This window comes from Adlercreutzia aquisgranensis, from assembly GCF_943193145.1.
In the GTDB taxonomy this organism is placed as follows: domain Bacteria; phylum Actinomycetota; class Coriobacteriia; order Coriobacteriales; family Eggerthellaceae; genus Xiamenia; species Xiamenia aquisgranensis.
Window position 1 is genome coordinate 19,035 of the sequence record NZ_CALPDA010000013.1, and the last position, 17,623, is coordinate 36,657.

At 66.4% G+C, this 17,623-nt stretch carries 12 protein-coding genes and 1 other RNA gene; 4 read left to right on the top strand and 9 right to left on the bottom strand.

Going from position 1 to position 17,623, the window contains the following annotated elements; genetic code table 11:
- Nucleotides 1-170: 170 nt before the first annotated feature.
- The 3 genes from NFR41_RS08800 to ssrS all read left to right on the top strand — a co-directional run bounded on the left by NFR41_RS08800 (nucleotide 171) and on the right by ssrS (nucleotide 2,234).
- Nucleotides 171-1,643, top strand: coding sequence for a helix-turn-helix transcriptional regulator (locus tag NFR41_RS08800; protein ID WP_251231548.1), 1,473 nt, complete (start codon nucleotides 171-173; stop codon nucleotides 1,641-1,643).
- Nucleotides 1,644-1,736: 93 nt separating this feature from the next.
- A complete protein-coding gene (locus NFR41_RS08805) occupies nucleotides 1,737-1,910 on the top strand; it encodes a hypothetical protein (RefSeq protein ID WP_251231549.1) in 174 nt (57 codons plus the stop codon).
- Between the two features lie 148 nt (nucleotides 1,911-2,058).
- Nucleotides 2,059-2,234, top strand: a non-coding RNA gene (ssrS, locus tag NFR41_RS08810) — 6S RNA.
- On the opposite strand, the gene NFR41_RS08815 is transcribed toward ssrS, so the two are convergent.
- From NFR41_RS08815 to NFR41_RS08825, 3 genes are all read right to left on the bottom strand, one after another.
- Nucleotides 2,234-3,226, bottom strand: a complete 993-nt coding sequence (locus NFR41_RS08815) for a radical SAM protein (protein WP_251231550.1) — start codon at nucleotides 3,224-3,226, stop codon at nucleotides 2,234-2,236. The two genes, ssrS and NFR41_RS08815, sit on opposite strands and share 1 nt — an antisense overlap.
- 76 nt (nucleotides 3,227-3,302) lie before the next feature.
- Nucleotides 3,303-4,517, bottom strand: coding sequence for a tyrosine--tRNA ligase (tyrS, locus tag NFR41_RS08820; protein ID WP_251231551.1), 1,215 nt, complete (start codon nucleotides 4,515-4,517; stop codon nucleotides 3,303-3,305).
- A 64-nt stretch (nucleotides 4,518-4,581) separates the two neighbouring features.
- Nucleotides 4,582-7,107 carry a U32 family peptidase gene (locus NFR41_RS08825; RefSeq protein ID WP_251231552.1) on the bottom strand — a complete coding sequence of 842 codons (2,526 nt, stop codon included), beginning with the start codon at nucleotides 7,105-7,107 and terminating at the stop codon, nucleotides 4,582-4,584.
- A gap of 128 nt (nucleotides 7,108-7,235) precedes the next feature.
- Here NFR41_RS08825 and NFR41_RS08830 point away from each other — a divergent pair, with 128 nt between their 5' ends.
- Nucleotides 7,236-9,578: a transglycosylase domain-containing protein gene (locus NFR41_RS08830; protein ID WP_251231553.1), complete on the top strand. Its 2,343-nt coding sequence runs from the start codon at nucleotides 7,236-7,238 to the stop codon at nucleotides 9,576-9,578.
- Nucleotides 9,579-9,767: 189 nt separating this feature from the next.
- Here NFR41_RS08830 and NFR41_RS08835 read toward each other — a convergent pair whose 3' ends face one another.
- The 6 genes from NFR41_RS08835 to NFR41_RS08860 form a co-directional block, all read right to left on the bottom strand.
- The gene (locus NFR41_RS08835) at nucleotides 9,768-10,262 is read right to left on the bottom strand and encodes a hypothetical protein (RefSeq protein WP_251231554.1); all 495 of its coding nucleotides are present in this window, start codon (nucleotides 10,260-10,262) and stop codon (nucleotides 9,768-9,770) included.
- 36 nt (nucleotides 10,263-10,298) lie between these two features.
- A complete protein-coding gene (locus NFR41_RS08840; RefSeq protein ID WP_251231555.1) occupies nucleotides 10,299-12,584 on the bottom strand; it encodes a transglycosylase domain-containing protein in 2,286 nt (761 codons plus the stop codon).
- A 100-nt stretch (nucleotides 12,585-12,684) separates the two neighbouring features.
- Nucleotides 12,685-14,091, bottom strand: coding sequence for an argininosuccinate lyase (argH, locus tag NFR41_RS08845; protein WP_160212822.1), 1,407 nt, complete (start codon nucleotides 14,089-14,091; stop codon nucleotides 12,685-12,687).
- On the bottom strand, nucleotides 14,091-15,368 hold the full coding sequence (locus NFR41_RS08850) for an argininosuccinate synthase (protein ID WP_251231556.1): 1,278 nt from the start codon (nucleotides 15,366-15,368) through the stop codon (nucleotides 14,091-14,093). Before NFR41_RS08850 ends, argH begins: the two co-directional genes overlap by 1 nt.
- A gap of 300 nt (nucleotides 15,369-15,668) precedes the next feature.
- Nucleotides 15,669-16,097, bottom strand: a complete 429-nt coding sequence (locus tag NFR41_RS08855) for an arginine repressor (protein ID WP_251231557.1) — start codon at nucleotides 16,095-16,097, stop codon at nucleotides 15,669-15,671.
- A gap of 241 nt (nucleotides 16,098-16,338) precedes the next feature.
- Nucleotides 16,339-17,610, bottom strand: a complete 1,272-nt coding sequence (locus NFR41_RS08860) for an aspartate aminotransferase family protein (protein ID WP_251231558.1) — start codon at nucleotides 17,608-17,610, stop codon at nucleotides 16,339-16,341.
- Nucleotides 17,611-17,623 lie beyond the last annotated feature (13 nt).

The following is a 17,623-nucleotide window of genomic DNA, read 5'->3' on the forward strand; positions in this document are numbered from 1 at the left end:
TCGCGGGTGAAAGCGGCGGCGCCCAAGGCGAAATGGATTCTCACCCCCTTCTCACCCTCTCTCCGCTCCGCCAGAGCCATCGGCGTTTTCGCACGTCAGGTGATGGCATGCTATACTTTCGACCGAAAGCGGCATGCGCAGGAAGCCAAGCGGAGGCGAGGGGGGAGTCGATGGCGGGTGAGAAGGAATCGGCCCAGCAGGGCGGGCGCGGGCGTTCCGGGGCGCTGCTTGGCGCACCCCTTGAGCCCGCCGCCTCCATACCGCTGAGGTTTCTGGGCATGGGACTGTTCATCGCCTGGCTGTCCTGCACCCACATATCCCTCATCTTCCCCGGCCCCGACGCCGACCTTGCCATGCGCAACAACTTCGACCTGGGCATGCGCCTGGGAGACCTGACCACCTTCGTGGTGCTGGCCCTGGCCGCGCGCCGGCTGGGAGTGCTCTCCGACCACCCGCGGCTGCTCTGGCTGGCGGTGGGACTATGCACCGCCGGAAGCCTGGCCGAGGGGCTGTGGATCCTGCCCGCCACAAGCTCGCAGCCGCTGAACCTGGCCGTTTCCGCCCTCACCGCTGTGGGAGGGGCGTTTCTCTTCTGCCTGTGGGGGCAGATCTACAGCTGCATGGGAAAGACCCAGGCCATCACTTACGGAGCCCTGTCCTGCGTGGCGGCGCTGGCGGCATCGGCCTTGGTCTACACCATGCGCGAGCCCTTCGCCATCGTGGCCACGTCGGCCTTTCCGCTGCTGTCGCTGGGATGCGCCCTGGCAAGCGTCCGCCAGCTGCCGCCCGAGCACCCCGCCGATGCGCGCCAACGCTACCCGCTGCCCTGGAAGCTGTTCGCCATCATGGCCCTGGGCGGCCTCATCAGCGGCGTGTCCGGCTCGTTCATGCCCACGGTCGCCTACATGGGATCCATCCACCGCATCACCGCCACGGGCCTTTTCGGCGTGCTTACCTTGGGCCTGGTGGCCGTGTCCCGCAAGCGCCAAGACGCCCGCATGCTGGCCGTCATCACGGTGCCCATCGCGCTGGCCTCGCTGTTGCTGATCCCCTTCGCCGAAGGGTGGTTCGCCTACGCCGTGTCGTTCCTGGCGAAGCTGGCATTCATCTTCTTCACGTTTCTCATGCTGCTCATCATGACGCGCATCGTGCACCGCTTCTCGGTACCCAGCCTGCGCCTGTTCGCCCTCACCCGCTTCTTCACCGAGCTGCCGCTACTGGCGGGAGTGCTGGCCCAGCGCTGGCTGATGGGCAGCGGCCTGGTTTCCGACATGACCGTGCGCGTGGCCATGTGCCTGGGCGGCATCGTGCTGCTTCTGATATGCATCCTCATCTGGAAGAGCGAGAAGTCCGTCAACGACGACTGGGGTGCGGCGGGCGTGACCATCGAGGGCAGCGTGCACACCCCCACCGAGGCCGAGCGCATCGAGCGGCGTGCCGACGAGCTGGGCCGCCGTTTCGATCTGACCCGCCGCGAGCAGGAGATCATGCTGCTGGTGGCCCAGGGCAAGACGCGCGCGCAGATAGAGGCGGAGCTGTTCCTTTCCGAGAACACCGTGAAGACCCACATCCGCCACGGCTACGCCAAGATGGGCATCCATTCGAAAGAAGAGGCCCGGGCCCTGTTCAACGAGACGTCCTGAGGGTGGCAGGGCGGTGACACACGCAAGCGCAATCGCTGCGCCACCTTTTTGGCTGAAATCGCCGGCTTTGCATAAGGGCAAGGCTGCGTTAGCATGCAAAACCGGAGAAATCAGCCACCAGGCTATGCAAAACCGTCTTTTTCAGCCATCGCCGATGCAAAAGCGGAAAAACCAGCCAAAAAAAAGCGGTGCACCTCTGCCAGGGGTCGCTTGATGCGGTCCTTCGTCATCGAAAGAGGAAGCGCCCTGTTCGACGAGGCGCTTTAGCCTCTGGCCAGGTGCTATTTGATGCAACCCCTGGCACTCTGGCCAGATGCTATTTGATGTAACCCTTTGTGGCCCTGCCGTTCGCGCAACCTACGGAAACGATTTGGCGCCGCAGTCGCGCAGGCGCGCTTGATTCGCTATACTACGAACCAAGCTTCATCCTTGATGCCGGTCTTTGCGATGGACCGATGCATTTCAAAAGGGAGCTCTAGATTGCCCGTGGAACGGGGATTCGCGTCCGTTGATGCGAAAGCCGGGAAGCGCGCTGCGAGCACCCACCTGACCAGGTGGGTTCATCCTTTCGGCCAGGGATGAGGCTTTTTTCACGCCTGCTCCAGCTTACCCGCCTTGAACGCGATGCAGCCCTGGGTGCACAGCCATTGGCGGCGCAGGTAGCAGTTCTCGCATTCCGGCTTCGCGAACACCCGAAACGACGGCCTGTCCACGATCCTCATGAAATGCGCCGTCAGCGCCTCGGCGTCGGCGAACTCGCGGATGTCGGCTTTGGCGAACTCGGACATCCCGAAGCAGCGGATGGCCTGCAGATTCGGCAGGATGTCGATCACCGGGCGGCAGAACGACTTCGTATGGGCGATGGAGCTGTCGGGCTTGCCGTGGCGCGCAGCGTAGTCCTGAAGCCATGCCAGCTCCTCGGGGCTCCAGATGCACGACGGAGGGCGGTTGCAGTCGTAGTAGGGCAGCACCCCGATGCCGTCCAGGGCGCGGAACAGCTCCATGAGGAAGGGCTTCTTCTCCTGGAAGTAGGCCATCACGTCCCCGGGCTCCTCCTTCGAGAAGTCGGGCACGGTGATGGAGATGCGCAGCTTGTCGAAGCCGTAGCGCGTCAGCAGATCGAGCATGTAGCCGTAGTCCATGGTGGTGTCGTACAGGTTCAGCCCCAGGTTGATGCGCTTTTCCATTCCGCGGCGAAATACCAGATCGTCGACGTTCTCCATGGTTTTAGCGAAGGCCTTCTGTCCGATGATGTCCGGGGAGTTCCAGTTCACCAGAAGGGAGAGCTTCGGGTGCTCGACAAGCCCGAAGCTGCGGTCGAGCAGTATGCCGTTGGTGTAGACGGTGGCGCCGGCCACGCGGGGGTTGTCCGCAAGGCGCTGCAGCATGGTGCCGAAGTCGGGATGCAGCGTGGGCTCGCCCCCGATGATGCCGATGGTGGCCGGACCACGGCGGGTGAGAAACTCCACGGCCGCGTCGAAGCTCTCGAGCGAGATGGACTCGTCCGCCTCGCCCACGAACTCCCCGGCGAAGCAGTAGGGGCAGCGAAGGTTGCATTTATGGGTAAGCGCGATGTTGGCCATAGGTCCCTCCAAGCAAACAGGCCCGGAGCCGATGCGCTCCGGGCCTGCATGGTACCACATTGAGGGGCGCCGCGCCCTACCCCGCTATGCGGGCGAACTTGCGCTTGCCCACCTGCACGAGGGCCCCGCGCAGGCGCTCGGGAGCCACGTTGTACTCCTTGGCCGCCAGCGGCTGGCCGTCCAGCTTCACGCCGCCGCCGTCGATGAGGCGCCTCGCCTCGCCGGCGCTCGCAGCCAGGCCCGCGTCCACCAGCACCTTCGCCACGTAGACCGTTCCCTCCTGGTTGGGCGTAAGGTCGACCGCTGCCTCCGCCACGTCCTCGGGCGCCTCGTGGTTGCGGAACACCCGGTCGAAGGCCTCCTCGGCCGCCACGGCCGCAGCCTCGTCGTAGTAGGAGGCCACGATGTTGGCCGCCAGGGCGCGCTTGACCTTGTTGGGATGCAGCGAGCCCGACGCAAGCCCGGCCTCCACCTGGTCGATCTGGTCGACCGGGGTGGTAGAGGCAAGCCGGTAGTACTTCACCATCAGCTCGTCGGGGATGGACATGACCTTGCCGAACATGTCGTCGGGCGCATCGGTGAGCCCCACGTAGTTGCCGTAGCTCTTGGACATCTTCTTCACGCCGTCGGTGCCCTCCAGAAGCGGCAGGGTCAGGCACACCTGGGGCTCCATGCCCATCTTCTCCATGAGCTCGCGGCCAGCCAGCAGATTGAACAGCTGGTCGGTTCCGCCCAGCTCCACATCGGCCTTGATGACCACGGAGTCGTAGGCCTGCATGACCGGGTACAGGAACTCGTGCAGGCTGATGGACTGGCCCGACGTGTAGCGGTTGTGGAAGTCGTCGCGCTCCAGGATGCGCGCCACGGTGAAGTGGGCCAGAAGCTTCAGCAGGCCCTCCATGTCCAGATCCAGAATCCATTCGGAGTTGTAGCGCAGCACCGTCTTCTCGGGGTCGAGTACCTTGAATGCCTGGTCCACGTAGGTCTGCGCATTGGCCTGGATCTGCTCGCGGGAAAGCTGCGGGCGCGTGGAGTTGCGGCCCGACGGGTCGCCGATGAGCGCCGTGCCGTCGCCGATGATGAGCGTTACCTGATGGCCCAGGTCCTGGAACTGGCGCAGCTTGCGCAGGGGCACCGCGTGTCCCAGGTGGATGTCGGGGGCCGTGGGGTCGACGCCCAGCTTGATGTTCAGCGGCACGCCGCGCTTGAGCTTCTCCAGCAGCGCCGATTCGGGCACGATCTGGGCTGCGCCCGACGCGATGATGTGCAGTTGTTCTTCCGGTGAAAGCATGGCAGGGACTCTTCCTCGTTCGGTTCGATGGGTGTTCGGCATTCTAGCACAAGGGCGCGGCGAATCAGGAAACCCCGCGGTAAAGGTGGCCGGCCGTAGTGCCCGCCGCCTTGCCGATGGCGTTGCCGCTGGCATGGGCCACGCTGCGGGCGCGCACGGCCCGAGCCACCGCCTCGGATGTTTGGGCGGAGGTCATGAGCGTGGTGTCCACCATGACCCAGGAAAGCCCCGCCGCCATAAGGTCGGGCATGGCATGGGCCACGTCGAGCTGCACTCCGTTGAACAGGTGGCTGCGGCCCATGCAGTCGGTGATCACGGGGAACTCGTAGTCCTTGCGGTCGCGCAGGTAGTGGGGACTCTTGCGCCGCGGGCAGACGTCGCAGCGCTCGTCGCAGGGGCCCTCGCTCATGAGCAGGCAGTGCTCGGTAACCATGAGCTCCTGGGCGCCGATGATGGTCAGCCCCAGCTCGCACGGGGCGTCTTGCGCCAAGTCGGCGATCTGGCCCAAGGTGAGCTCGGGCGAGAGCCATGCGAGCTGCGCCCCCAAAGCCGCCGCCTCGTCGAGCGCGTAGGGGTTGGTCAGCGGCAGGTGCGAGCCCACGTGGGGCACCGCGCCCATGTCGGCGGCCCGAGACAGCTGCCCCAGGCTCTCCACGTACACGGGCTTGCCGGGGTGTACCGCCGACCAGGCGTCGAACCCGCGAGCCGCCTCGCGTGTGCCGTCCACCAGATCGTGCTCGGCCACGGGCAGGGCGATGACCGCCTGCTTGGGGTAGCCCGCCTGCTCGGCCGTGGCGCTGCGCTGGCCGGCCACTACCGCCTCGCCGCGCTTGTAGTTGAGCGCCGGCACGTAGATGAGGTCGGCGCCGGCCCGCTTGGCCGCACGGGCGCAGGCGGGGTTGGTGGCCCAGACGGCGATCTTCATGCCGCGCCCGCGCACCGCGGGCTGGAAGGGCCGCTCGGGGCTGCGCTCAAGCACGCGCGCGCGGGTAGGCGCCAGCAAGTTTCGACGCAGATCGTCCAGGGCGGCAGAGCGCGCCTTGTGGATGGCGGAGAAGCCGATGCCGGGATCGCCTGCCACAGTGACGTCCAGGGCGGAGAGGGCGAACTCGGTCTGGCCCAGCCGGTCCACATGCGATCCCACGTCCTCGGCAGTGACAGCGCGGGTGCGCGCCGCCTCCACCTCCTGGCCTTCGAACGACCCGACGGCTGCGGGATCGACGGCGGGAGGGAACGGATGAGACTGCGCGGAGTCGGCACCGCGGCCCTCGTCGAGCGCCGCAACGGACCCCTCGCCGCTCGCCAGGCGGAAGCTCATGGAAAGCGGCTGGCCGACGACGAGCGACGCGGAGCCGTCCACCGCCACCTTGGGCAGCAGCGGGTTGTCAACGAAGGCCGCCGCAGCGCTGCGCACGCGGAACACCCGGTCGCCCTTGCCCACCGGCTTCGCGGGCGCCAGCACCGCGCAGCCGCGTCCGTCGGTCGCAAGCGAGCTCACGGTATGGGCGAAATGCCCCTTGTTCGTCCAGAACTCCAGCACGTCGCCCTCGGCAAGCTGAAGCACCGTATCGATGCCGGCCCGCCCGTCGCGCACCCAGGCCACCCGCCCCGCCAGCACGCCGCGGTTGTTGGGGCGCCCGTAGCTCATGATGTCGTTGCCGCGCTTGCGCTCCAGGTAGGCCGTGGTGAACCCGCGGGAGAACGCCTCGGAAAGCGATTGCCGGTCGCCGTCTGCGGCCTTCGGGCTGCCTTCGGGGTCGACCGCCATGCGCTGCAGCTGCCGGCGGTAGGCCGACACCACGGCGAACACGTACTCCGGCGACTTCATGCGCCCTTCCACCTTGAACGACGCCACCCCCGCTCGCGCAAGCTGGGGCAGAAGGTCGATAGCGCACAGGTCCTGGGGCGAGAGCAGGTGCTCGCCCGGCTGCGGGAGCTTGCGGGCCAGGGCCACGTTGCGCAGCTCGTAGGGAAGCCGGCAGGCCTGGGCACACATGCCCCGGTTGGCCGAGCGCCCGCCGATGAGCGACGACATGAGGCACTGGCCGGAATAGCACACGCACAGGGCGCCATGGGCGAAGGTCTCCACCTCCATGCCCAGCTGCGCCGCCGCATCGGCCAGCACCGCCACCTCCTCGAGCGACAGCTCGCGGGCAAGCGTGATGCGGGCCGCCCCCAGCTCGGCGCATGCCTGCACGCCAGCCACGTTATGAATGTTCATCTGAGTGGACACGTGCAAGCGCGCCTGAGGGAGGGTGCGGGAAAGCTCCGAGGCCAGCCCCAGGTCCTGCACGATGAAGGCGTCGGCACCGGCCCGGTAGGCCTGGCGGGCCGTCTCCATGGCCCGCGCGAACTCCGACTGCAGCACCACCGTGTTCATGGTCACGTACACGCGCGCTGCGCGCAGATGGGCGTAGTCGCAGGCGTCGCCCAAGGTCTCCAACGTGAAATTATCGGCCCCCCGACGAGCGTTCAGGCTGTCGAGCCCCAGGTACACGGCGTCGGCCCCCGCCTGCACGGCCGCGTGGAGGCAGGTCTCGTTGCCGGCCGGGGCCAGAAGCTCGGGCAAGGCGAAATCGCAGGATGACATAGGAAGTTCCCCCTGATAGGAAAGGCAAGCGGGCGAAGCGGTGACCCTGCTTGTCCGTGATGGCGGATTTACGGACGCGCACGCGACCGCAGGCGCCCCAAACGGCGCTATGGTAGTATAGTCGAACTATGAAAACACGCAGAAAACAGCGCGAAATGCGCACCCACGGGCTCGCCTGGGCCGTACTGGTGGCAACAGCTCTCACCGTGTTCGTGGGCTACTGGGCCGTAGCCGGGGTGATCCGCGTCATGGATGGATGGGCCGTCGACCTCCCTTCCATCCAGGAAGCCGCCCTCACCAACAACTCCCACGAGTCCACCATGTACGCCGCCGACGGAACCACGCTTTTAGCCCAGTTCCAGCTGGAGAAGCGCGACCCAGTCACCTACGACCAGGTCAGCCCCTACGTAATCCAGGGCACCGTTGACACCGAGGACATCCGCTTCTACGAGCACCACGGCGTGGACTTCCAAGGCATCGCGCGCGCCATCTACAACAACATGCGCGGTGGCAGCCTGGAAGGCGCCTCCACCATCACCCAGCAGCTGGTGCGCAACACGCTGCTGTCCAGCGAGGCCACCGAGATATCCATCGAGCGCAAGATCCGCGAGGCGAACCTGGCCCTGCAGATGGAGACCCTGTACTCCAAAAACGAGATTCTGCTCATGTACCTGAACACCATCAACTACGGCGACGGCTGCTACGGCATCGAGGCGGCGGCGCAGAACTACTTTCAGGTATCCGCGGCTGACCTGACGCTTACCCAGGCGGCCACGCTGGTAGGCATCCCCCAATCCCCCACCTTCCTGAACCCCAAGCTCTACCCGGAGGACTGCCTGGCCCGACGCAACCTCGTGCTCGACCGCATGGAGGCCGCCGGCGACATCGGCCAGGAGGAGTGCGAGGCGGCGAAAGCCACGGACCTCGACCTGAATCCGGCGCCGCCCGCCCCCGACGAGGGCATCTTCGCCTACCCCTACTTCACCAGCTACGCCCGCGAGCTGCTCTTCGACGAGAACAGCCCCTACGAGGTGTCCTACGCCGACCTGTTCAAGGGCGGCCTTACCATATACACCACCTTGGACGTTACTATGCAGCAGCAGGCCGAGGCCGCCTGCGCCGCCCAGCGCGAGCGCATGGCCGACGACCTGGAGGCATCGCTTGTGGCCGTAGACGTGAACACCGGGCATGTGAAAGCCCTGGTGGGCGGCAGCGACTACAGCAACGCCAAGTACAACCTGGCCACCGGCAGCGGCGGATCGGGACGCCAGGCGGGCTCTACCTTCAAGGCATTCACCCTGGCCGCCGCCATCGAGGACGGCGTGAATCCCCAGACGCGCATCGACTGCTCCTCCCCCATGACGCTCACCCTCGACGGCGTCACCACCCGCATCGAGAACTTCGACAACTACAACTACGGCGTGAAGACCATCCAGCAGGCCACGGCCGTCTCGTCGAACACCGGCTTCATACGCCTGTCCGAGGCCATCGGATTTGACCGCTGCCCTGACATGGCCGAAGCCCTGGGCGTGCATTCGCCGCTGATGGCGGTTCCCTCAACCACGCTGGGCACCGCCGACGTGACGCCGCTGGATATGGCCCGCGCCTACGCCACCCTGGCTTCCGGCGGCGTGTATCGGCCCACCATCGTCATCACCAAGATCGTGAACCGCGACGGGGATATCGTCTACGAAGCGCCCCAGGAGGAGAAGCGCGTCATCTCCGACGAGGTGGCAGGCGCCACCACCAAGGTGCTGCGAACGGTCTTCGAGGACGCCGCCGGCACCGCCTACGGCTGCGGACCTTCGAACGGCCAAGTAGTCGCCGGCAAAACCGGCACCTCCGAGGACTTCGCCGACCACTGGCTGGTGGGATACACCCCCTATCTGTCCTGCGCCACCTGGATCGGCAATCCGGCGGGCCGCATCAGCACCGACCCCTCCATCACCTGCAACCAGCTGTGGAAGGACTTCATGAGCCAGGCCTGCGCCGACGAGCCGCTCGTATCCTTCCCCGAGACCGCCACGCCCGAGTACAACAACCCCTTCAACGACCGCATGAAGCAGGCCCATGGCGGCACCGGCTCCGACTTGGCCGAAAAGCGGGCCAAGGAGGAAGAGGAGAAAAAGAAGAAGGAAGAGGAGGAGAAGAAAAAGGAGGAGGAAGAGGAGAAGAAGAAGCAGGAGGAAGAGGAGGCCAAGAAGAAGGAAGAGGAGGAGAACGGCAGCAAGCCCGGCAACGAGGATCCGGGCAGCGAGGATCCGGGCTCTCCCGCCCCCGACCCCGGCACCGACCCCTACAGCGCACCCAACGTGGTGGGACTCACCTTCGACGAGGCCATCGATCTGCTGCGCGACTACGAGGCCGGCTACTACGAGGAGCACTCCGACACCGTGCCCGCTGGAACGGTCATCAGCCAGGCCGTCGAAGGCAACATGGTGGTCATCACGGTATCCCTCGGCCCCGAATAGCCGCAGCGAAGCACGCGGCGCTCGCGACGCAACGCGATCGCCGCGTGCCGCAATCCTGCCCGCCGAACCTCCGCCCATGCTGCGCGACGACGTGCGCAGCCGACAAACAGGAAGGGGCGCGACCGGACCACCCGGTCGCGCCCCTTTGCTTCCCGCTTCCTCCCCTGCGGAAGGCGTCGGGCGCCGGGCCTACTCCTTCGCTGCAGCCGCTTCGTCCGCCGCCTGCAGCTTCGCAAGACCGTCGTCGTAGGCCTGCTTCACCTCGGCGATGCGGCTGTCGTAGGTGCCCCAGTCGAAAGGATCCGCCTCGGTTGCGCCCTCGATGTCGCCGTACAGGGCAACGTAATCGCTCAGAGCCTCCTTCATGGCGGCGCAGCCGTCCACGTAGCCCTGCTTCACGTCGGCCAGGGCCTCAGGCGCTTCCAGCTTCTCCAAAGCGTCCAGCACGCGAAACGCGTTGTCGGCCTGGGTGCGCATGCCCACCAAATCACCCGCCGACACGGCGTCGTTGAAGCCGTCTATGCGGTCTTGGAAGTCCACCATGGTTTGGTTGACCTGGGCCATGAACTGGCGGTTGCTCGCCTGCTCCTCGGTCATCGTGGCGCTTGGCGCTCCCAGGCAGCCGGCAAGGGCCGTGCTGCCCAGCGCGCACACCAGCACGCAAGCCGCCGCTTTCGCCTTCATCGTGTTCCTCATAGCTCTCTCACCACTCGATTCTCATCAGTCCTCGGACGACCCGTCGCCGCCGTTGGAGGCAGGCGGCTCGGGCTCGGGCGTCGTCGGCCCGGGATCCGGGGAGGTTCCGGGGTCGTCACCGCCCGAGGGAGGAGGCGTATCCCCCGGGTCGCCGGAGTTGCCGGGCTGGTTCGGATTCTCGCCGTTATTATCGCCGTTGCCGGAGTTGCCGGGGGCGTTTGTTGACGGATTGGAGTTCTCGCCGCCCTCGTTGCCCTCGCCGTTCTTGTCCGGATTATCCGGGTCGTCATCGGGGTCGGCGGCTGGGTCGTTGGTGACGGGCACGGTCACCGTCGGCTGCTGGGTTTGCGGCGTCACAGTGCCCACGTGGTAGGTGGCGTTGTTGTAGTCCTTCTTGTACTCGGGGTCTTTCGCCGTGGGGAACTCCTGGGCGGCCTGGCCTTCCAGAACCGTCGACATGAACGTGCGGAACACATCGTCGGCGCCCAGGTGCGCCGGCAGGGCCTCCTGGTTGAGCGGGTCGCCGAACCAGATGGCCACCGACATCTGGGGCGTGATGCCGCAGAAGGTGATGTCGTAGTAGTCTGTGGAGGTGCCGGTCTTGCCCGCCACCGGCTGCCCGTTGGGAAGCGACGCGTTGCGGCCGGTGCCCTCGGCGGTGCTCACCACGGTCTTCATGACCTCCACCGCCGCATGGGCCACCTCCTGGGTGAGCACCCGCGTGCCTTCGGGGTTGGAATTGTCCACCACCAGATTGCCCTGGTAGTCGTAGATCTGGTAGACCGGCTGCGCATCGTAGTGGATGCCGCCGTTTGCCAGGGTGGCGTAGGCGTCGGCCATCTCCAGCATAGTGACGTTCTGCTCGCCCAAAGTCAGCGACGCGTAGGCGCCCAAATCGGAGGTGACGCCCATCTTCTCGGCCGTGGCCAGCACCTTCGCCCGACCGATAGCCTCCTGCAGGCGGACGAAGCCGGTGTTGGACGACACGGCGAAGGCCCGCTTGATGCTGCGGTAGCCGTAGTTGATGTTGTCGATGTTCTTCAGCGCCTTATCGTCCTTGTACTCCGTCTCGGGGATGTCGGCAGGCGAGGTGCAGTCCACGATGGTCTCGGGGCTGATCCCCTCCTCCAGCGCAGCCACCAGCGTGAAGGTCTTGAATGACGAGCCGCAGGGGCGGCCTCCCCCGCCGCCGGCGCCGGTGGCAAGGTTGGTCTGGGATGATTCAAAGTCCTTGCCGCCCACCAGGGCGCGCACGTAGCCGTTGGCCGGGTCGATAGCCACGAGAGCGCCTGCGATGGCAGGGCTGATGGACTCCTCCTTGGTGCGGATGGCGTTCTCGGCCGCCTCCTGGGTGTCCACGTCCAAGGTGGTGATGATGCGCAGGCCGCCGGTGAACAGGTCTATCTGCTGGTAGTTGTTCGACACCAGGTCGCGCACGTAGCTGGTGAAATAGGGGTACTTCATGATGCCCGTGGTAGAGGGCAGCGACGGGTTCAGCACCAGTTCCTCGGCCTGGGCGGCGTTGCGCTCCTCAACGCTGATGTAGCCGTTGGAGCACATGCGGTTGAGCACCAGGTTGCGCCGCTCGATGCAGTTGTCCATGCTGTAGAAGGGGTTGTTGTAGGTGGGCGACTGGGGAATGCCCACCAGCGCCGCGGCCTCGGCCAGGGTCAGGTCCGAGGCGTTCTTCGAAAAGTACAGCTGGCTGGCGGCCTGGATGCCGTAGGTGCCGTTGCCGTAGTTGATGGTGTTGAGGTACATGAGCAGGATGGAGTCCTTGGAGTAGGTCTCCTCCATCTTCACGGCCAGGTAGATCTCGCGCATCTTGCGCTTCAGGGAGATGTCGTTCATCTCGTCGGCCAGAAGCGTGTTGCGCACGAACTGCTGGGTGATGGTGGAGGCGCCCTCGCGCCCGGCGCCGGTCAGGGTGACGTAGGCGGCGCGCATGATGCCCTTGAGGTCGTAACCGTTGTGCTCGTAGAAGCGCTCGTCCTCGGTGGCGACCGTCCCCTCCTTCACGTAGTCGGAAATCTGGGACAGGCCAACCGGTTCGCGGCTCTCAAGCTGGAAGCGGGCAAGGAGCGTGGTGCCGTCCGCGGCGTACATCTCCGAGGGGCGGGCGGTGTTCATGTCCTCCACCCGGGTCACGTCGATCTCGTCCAGACCCTCGATCCAGGACGCCGCCAGCGCGTAGACGCCCACGGCTCCTGCCACGGTAACGGCAAAGAGGATGGTCAGCACGTAGAGCACCGCCACGAAGGGGTGCTTCTTCTTTATGGAAGGGCGGTTCTTTATGGAACGGGAAGCCACAGGTCACCTCCAGGATAATCGAGTGCCCATGGTACCACAGCGCCCCGCGCGAGCAGGGCGCCCACACAAGAAGCGCCGATACCTTGCCGTTACCTGAAAGCTAGGCCCGCGTACCCGGGCGCGCCGTCTCGCTATCCGACGCGATCTTCCCCTTCGCCTCCGCCAGCTGCCGGGCCACCTCGGAAGGACATGTGCCGCCGTAGGTGGTGCGCGCCTCCACGATGGCCCTCAGGTCCAGAGCACCCACGATATCGGCCTCGAACAGGTCGCTCTCGGCTTTGAAGTCGGCAAGCGACAGATCGCACAAATCGCAGCCCCGTTCTTCGCACAGGTGCACCAGATGCCCCACCGCCGCATGGGCCTGGCGGAAGGGCATTCCGCGTTTGGCCAGGTAGTCGGCAACGTCGGTGGCGGCGAGGTAGCCCTTCTGGGCCTGGGCCAGCATGTTGTCGGCCTTCACGGTCATGGTGGCTATCATGCCGGCGGCGCACTGGTAGCCGTCCTCCAGCGTCTTGGCCGCGTCGATTGCCCCCTCCTTGTCCTCCTGCAGGTCCTTGTTGTAGGCCAACGGCAGCGACTTCATGGTGACGAGCAGCGCCACCAAGTCGCCCACCACGCGCCCGCACTTGCCGCGGATAAGCTCGGCGAAGTCCGGGTTCTTCTTCTGGGGCATGATGGAGCTTCCCGTGGAGAAGGCGTCGGAGAGCTCGATAAAGGCGAACTCGGAGGTGGACCACAGCACCAGCTCCTCGCACAGGCGCGACAGGTGCATGCACGACACGCTGCAGGCGTAGAGCAGATCCAGCAGGAAGTCGCGGTCGGACACCGCGTCGAGCGAGTTGCCGATGACCCGGGAGAAGCCCAGTTCGCGGGCCGTCATGAAGCGGTCGAGCGGGTAGGTGGTGCCCGCCAGGGCCGCCGCCCCCAAGGGCGAGGCGTCCGCCGCGTCGTAGGCGGCCTGCAGCCGGCCGAAGTCGCGCTCCAGCATGGCCACGTAGGCAAGCAGATGATGCCCGAACAGCACCGGCTGGGCATGCTGCATGTGGGTGTAGCCGGGCATGATGACGTCGCGGTTGGCCTCGGCCTGGGCGACAAGCGCCTCGCGCAGCTGCAGGTTCGCCTCCATGAGGGCACGCGCGCGCTCCTTGGCGAACAGGCGCGTGTCGGTGACCACCTGGTCGTTGCGCGAGCGGCCCGTATGCAGGCGGGCGCCGGGCTGTCCCACCTGCTCGGTCAGGCGCTTCTCCACGGACATGTGGATGTCCTCGTCGTTGATGTCGAAGGCGAACTCGCCCGCCTCGATGGCGCCCTGCACGTCGTCGAGCCCCTGGCGGATGATCCGGGCGTCCTCCTGGGAGATGACGCCTACCTGGGCGAGCATGGCCGCATGGGCCTTCGATCCCGCGATGTCCTGGGCGTAGAGCTGCTTATCGACGGGCAGCGACGCGCCGAAGCGCTGGGTGAACTCGCTGACGTCCTGGGTGAACCTTCCCGACCACAGCGCCATTAGCTCCACTTCTCCTTCTTCAGCGGGCCCTCCTGCTTCTGGGCGTCGAACACGTCAGCCGGCGCGCCCTCCTGGCGGCGGTTGGCGGCCCAGGTCTTGGTGGACAGGGTCTGCAGCTTGATGAAGCCGGCTGCGGCCTTGTGGTCGAACTGGTCGTCGGCATCGTAGGTGGCCAGGGCGTAATCGTAGAGCGAGTAGGCGCTCTTGCGACCCACCACGGTGCAGCTGCCCTTGTAGAACTTCAGGCGCACGGTGCCGGAGAGGCAGCGCTGCGTGGAGGCCATGAAGGCGTCCAGCGCCTCCTTGAGCGGGCTGAACCACTGGCCGTTGTACACGCAGCGGGCCCAAGCCTGTTCCATGTCAAGCTTGAAGTGCAGCACCTCGCGCTCGAGCACCAAATCCTCCAGGGCCTTGTGGGCGGTGATGAGCGCCAGGGCGCCCGGGGCCTCGTAACACTCGCGGCTCTTCACGCCCACCAGGCGGTTCTCGATCATGTCGATGCGGCCGTAGCCGTTGCGCCCGGCGATCTCGTTCAGGGCGTAGATGATGCCCATGTAGCTCATCTGCTTGCCGTCGAGCATGTAGGGTACGCCGCGCGCGAAGGAGACCTCCACGTACTCCGGCGCATCGGGCGCCTGCTCGGGGGCCGCGGTCATGGTGTAGATGTCCGCCGGCGGCTCGGTCCAGGGGTTCTCCAGCACGCCGCACTCGATGGCGCGGCCCCACAGGTTGTCGTCGATGGAGTACGGCGAGGCCTTGGTGGCGGGGACGGGGATGCCGTGGGCGCGCGCCCAGTCCATCTCCTCGGGGCGGGTCTTCAGGTCCCACTCGCGCACCGGGGCAAGAATCTCCAGCGTGGGGTCCAGCATGGTGATGGACGCTTCGAAGCGCACCTGGTCGTTGCCTTTGCCGGTGCAGCCATGGGCGATGTAGCGCGCGCCGTACTTATGGGCGGCGTCCACCAGGTGCTTCGAGATGAGGGGGCGCGACAAGGCCGACACCAACGGGTACTTGTTCTCGTACATGGCGTTGGCGGCCAAGGCCCGGGTCAGGTACTCCTTGGCGAAGGTGTCGCGCATGTCCACCACCTGGCAGTCGATGGCGCCGCTGGCGAGCGCCTTCTTGCGGATGGGCTCAAGCCCGTCGTGCTCCTGTCCCACGTCCCCCACTACGGCCACCACGTCCAGGCCCTTCTCCTCCTGCAGCCACTTGATGCAGCAGGACGTGTCCAAACCGCCGGAATATGCCAGGATTACCTTGTCTTTCTGCTCTGCCATGATGGGTTGTTCCTTCCCTTTTCGCTCGTCTCTCGTTACGCGCAGCGGCCCTTGCAGGCGCTGAGCGGTGGTCTTTCCCGCATGTTTGCCGTCTTCCCAGGTAACATCCCTTCCGACAGGGCCGCACTCGCGCCCTTGCCCGGGTCGGCCCCGCATGCGGTTCGCGAGGGCTTCCCGCAAGGAGGTCGGACGGGCGGCGCGCTCGTCGTCGGCTTCGCCGCGCGGTTCGGCTCAGCTCGAATGCTGTTGGTGCGGAAGGGTTGCGGGGAGAGCGCCCCGCGCGCAGGTGGAAGACGGCGACTATCGTCGTCGCAGGCGGTCGACGGCCCGACCGACGCTTTCGGCAGCCTCGCCGTCGGTGGCGGCCACGAAGATGGTGTTGTCGCCCGCCACGGTGCCCAGCGCACCGGCCAGGTGCGCGTTGTCGATGGCAGCGGACACGCCGGCGGCACCGCCGGGGAACGTCTTCACCACCACCATGTTGCCGGTTACATGGACCTCTTCCACCAGTTCGGACACCATGCGCTGCAGCCGCTCCTCCTCCGGCAGCAGATAGCAGCCGTCCGGGGACTTCAGCAAGCCCATGTCCATGATGTCGCGGGAGATGGTGGCCTGGGTGCACTCGTAGCCGGCCTGCTGAAGCTCAAAGGCAAGGTCGCGCTGCGTCTTGACCGCGCGCTCGCGAATGATCTCGCGAATGGCGTCGTGACGCTGTTGCCGCTTCTTCATGGGGCCGGGTGCACCTTTCGTCGCTCGTAACCTGTTCCGTATTCCGCAAAGCTGCAAACTCGGGTGCCGTGATGCATTCCCGTAAGCGCACAGCGCGAAAATATGCAGCGTAGTCTAGCGCAACATTCGCCAGTGCCGCCCAGAAACACAAAGTTGAAACATTTTCGGGAGCCAAACGGCAGCCGAAACGCTGCCGGCCGGCCAATGCGGCCGCGCACGCCCAGGCGGAGGGCTTCCGGCCCTAGGCCGCGTCGATGCAGCGCACGAGGATGCCCATCATGGCGTCCACGTCCTCGCGGGTGCAGATAAGCGGCGGGACGAAGCGCAGGGTGGACGGGCCCGTGGCGTTGAGCACAAGCCCGCTCTCCAGGGCGGCGGCCACGACCGCCGGGGCGCTCAGGCCGGCCGTCAGGTCGGCGCCCACCAAAAGCCCCAGGCCCCGCACCTCGGCCACGGCGGGAAGCTCCGCCAGGCGTCGGCGCAGGTAGTCGCCCGTCTCGACGACGCGCTGCGCGAGGGATTCCTCCTCGACGACGTCCAAGACGCAATGGGCGGCCGCCACGGCCAGGCAGCTTCCGCCGAAGGTGGTGCCGTGGTCGCCCGGCGCGAAGGCCGCAGCCACCGAGTCCCTCGCCGCGCAGGCGCCCATGGGCATGCCGCCGCCGATCCCCTTGGCCATGGTCACCACGTCCGGGAGGACACCCAAGCGCTGGAACGCGAAGGCCTCGCCGCAGCGGAAGATGCCCGTCTGCACCTCGTCGCACATGAAAAGGGCTCCGCAGCGGCTGGTCAGCTCCCTGATCTGCGCCATAAACTCCGGCGTGCACGGGTGAACCCCCGACTCCCCCTGCACCGGCTCCACCAGCACCGCGCAGATTTCGGGCCCCCGCTCGTCGAAAAGGCAGCGCAGGGCCTCGCAATCGTTGATGGGCGTGGCCGCGAACCCTTCGGGCAGCGGCTGGAACGCCTCCTGCTTGGCCGGCTGGGCCGTGGCGGCCAACGTGGCCAGGGTGCGACCGTGAAAGCTTCTCTGCAAGGTCACGATAAGCCGGGGCGCCGCCGCTTCCGCCTCGGCAACCCCCTGCTCGTCGGCGCCGGCAGCCACGGCGTCGGCGGCAGCCCGCTTGCGGGCGTACAGCCGTGCCAGCTTGATAGCGCACTCGTTGGCCTCGGCGCCGGAATTCGCGAAGAAGGTCCTCCACGGCTGCGCGCCGTCGCCCTCCCCCCGGCTCAGCAAGTCGGACAGGCGCCGAGCCAGCTCGCCGCGGCGTTCGATGTAGAAGTAGTTGCTCACGTGCATAAGCTTGGCCGCCTGCTCCTGCAGAGCAGCCACCAGCGCCGGGTGGCAGTGCCCCAGCGAGCACACGGCTATGCCCGAGAGGAAGTCGAGGTAGTCCCTGCCCGCATCGTCTCGCAGGTACATGCCCGCACCTTCGACGAACTCCACCGGCTTGCGGGCGAAGGTGCCCATGACGTACTCGGATTCCAGGTGCGTTTCCGTTTCCAAGGACATGGCAGCGCCTCTT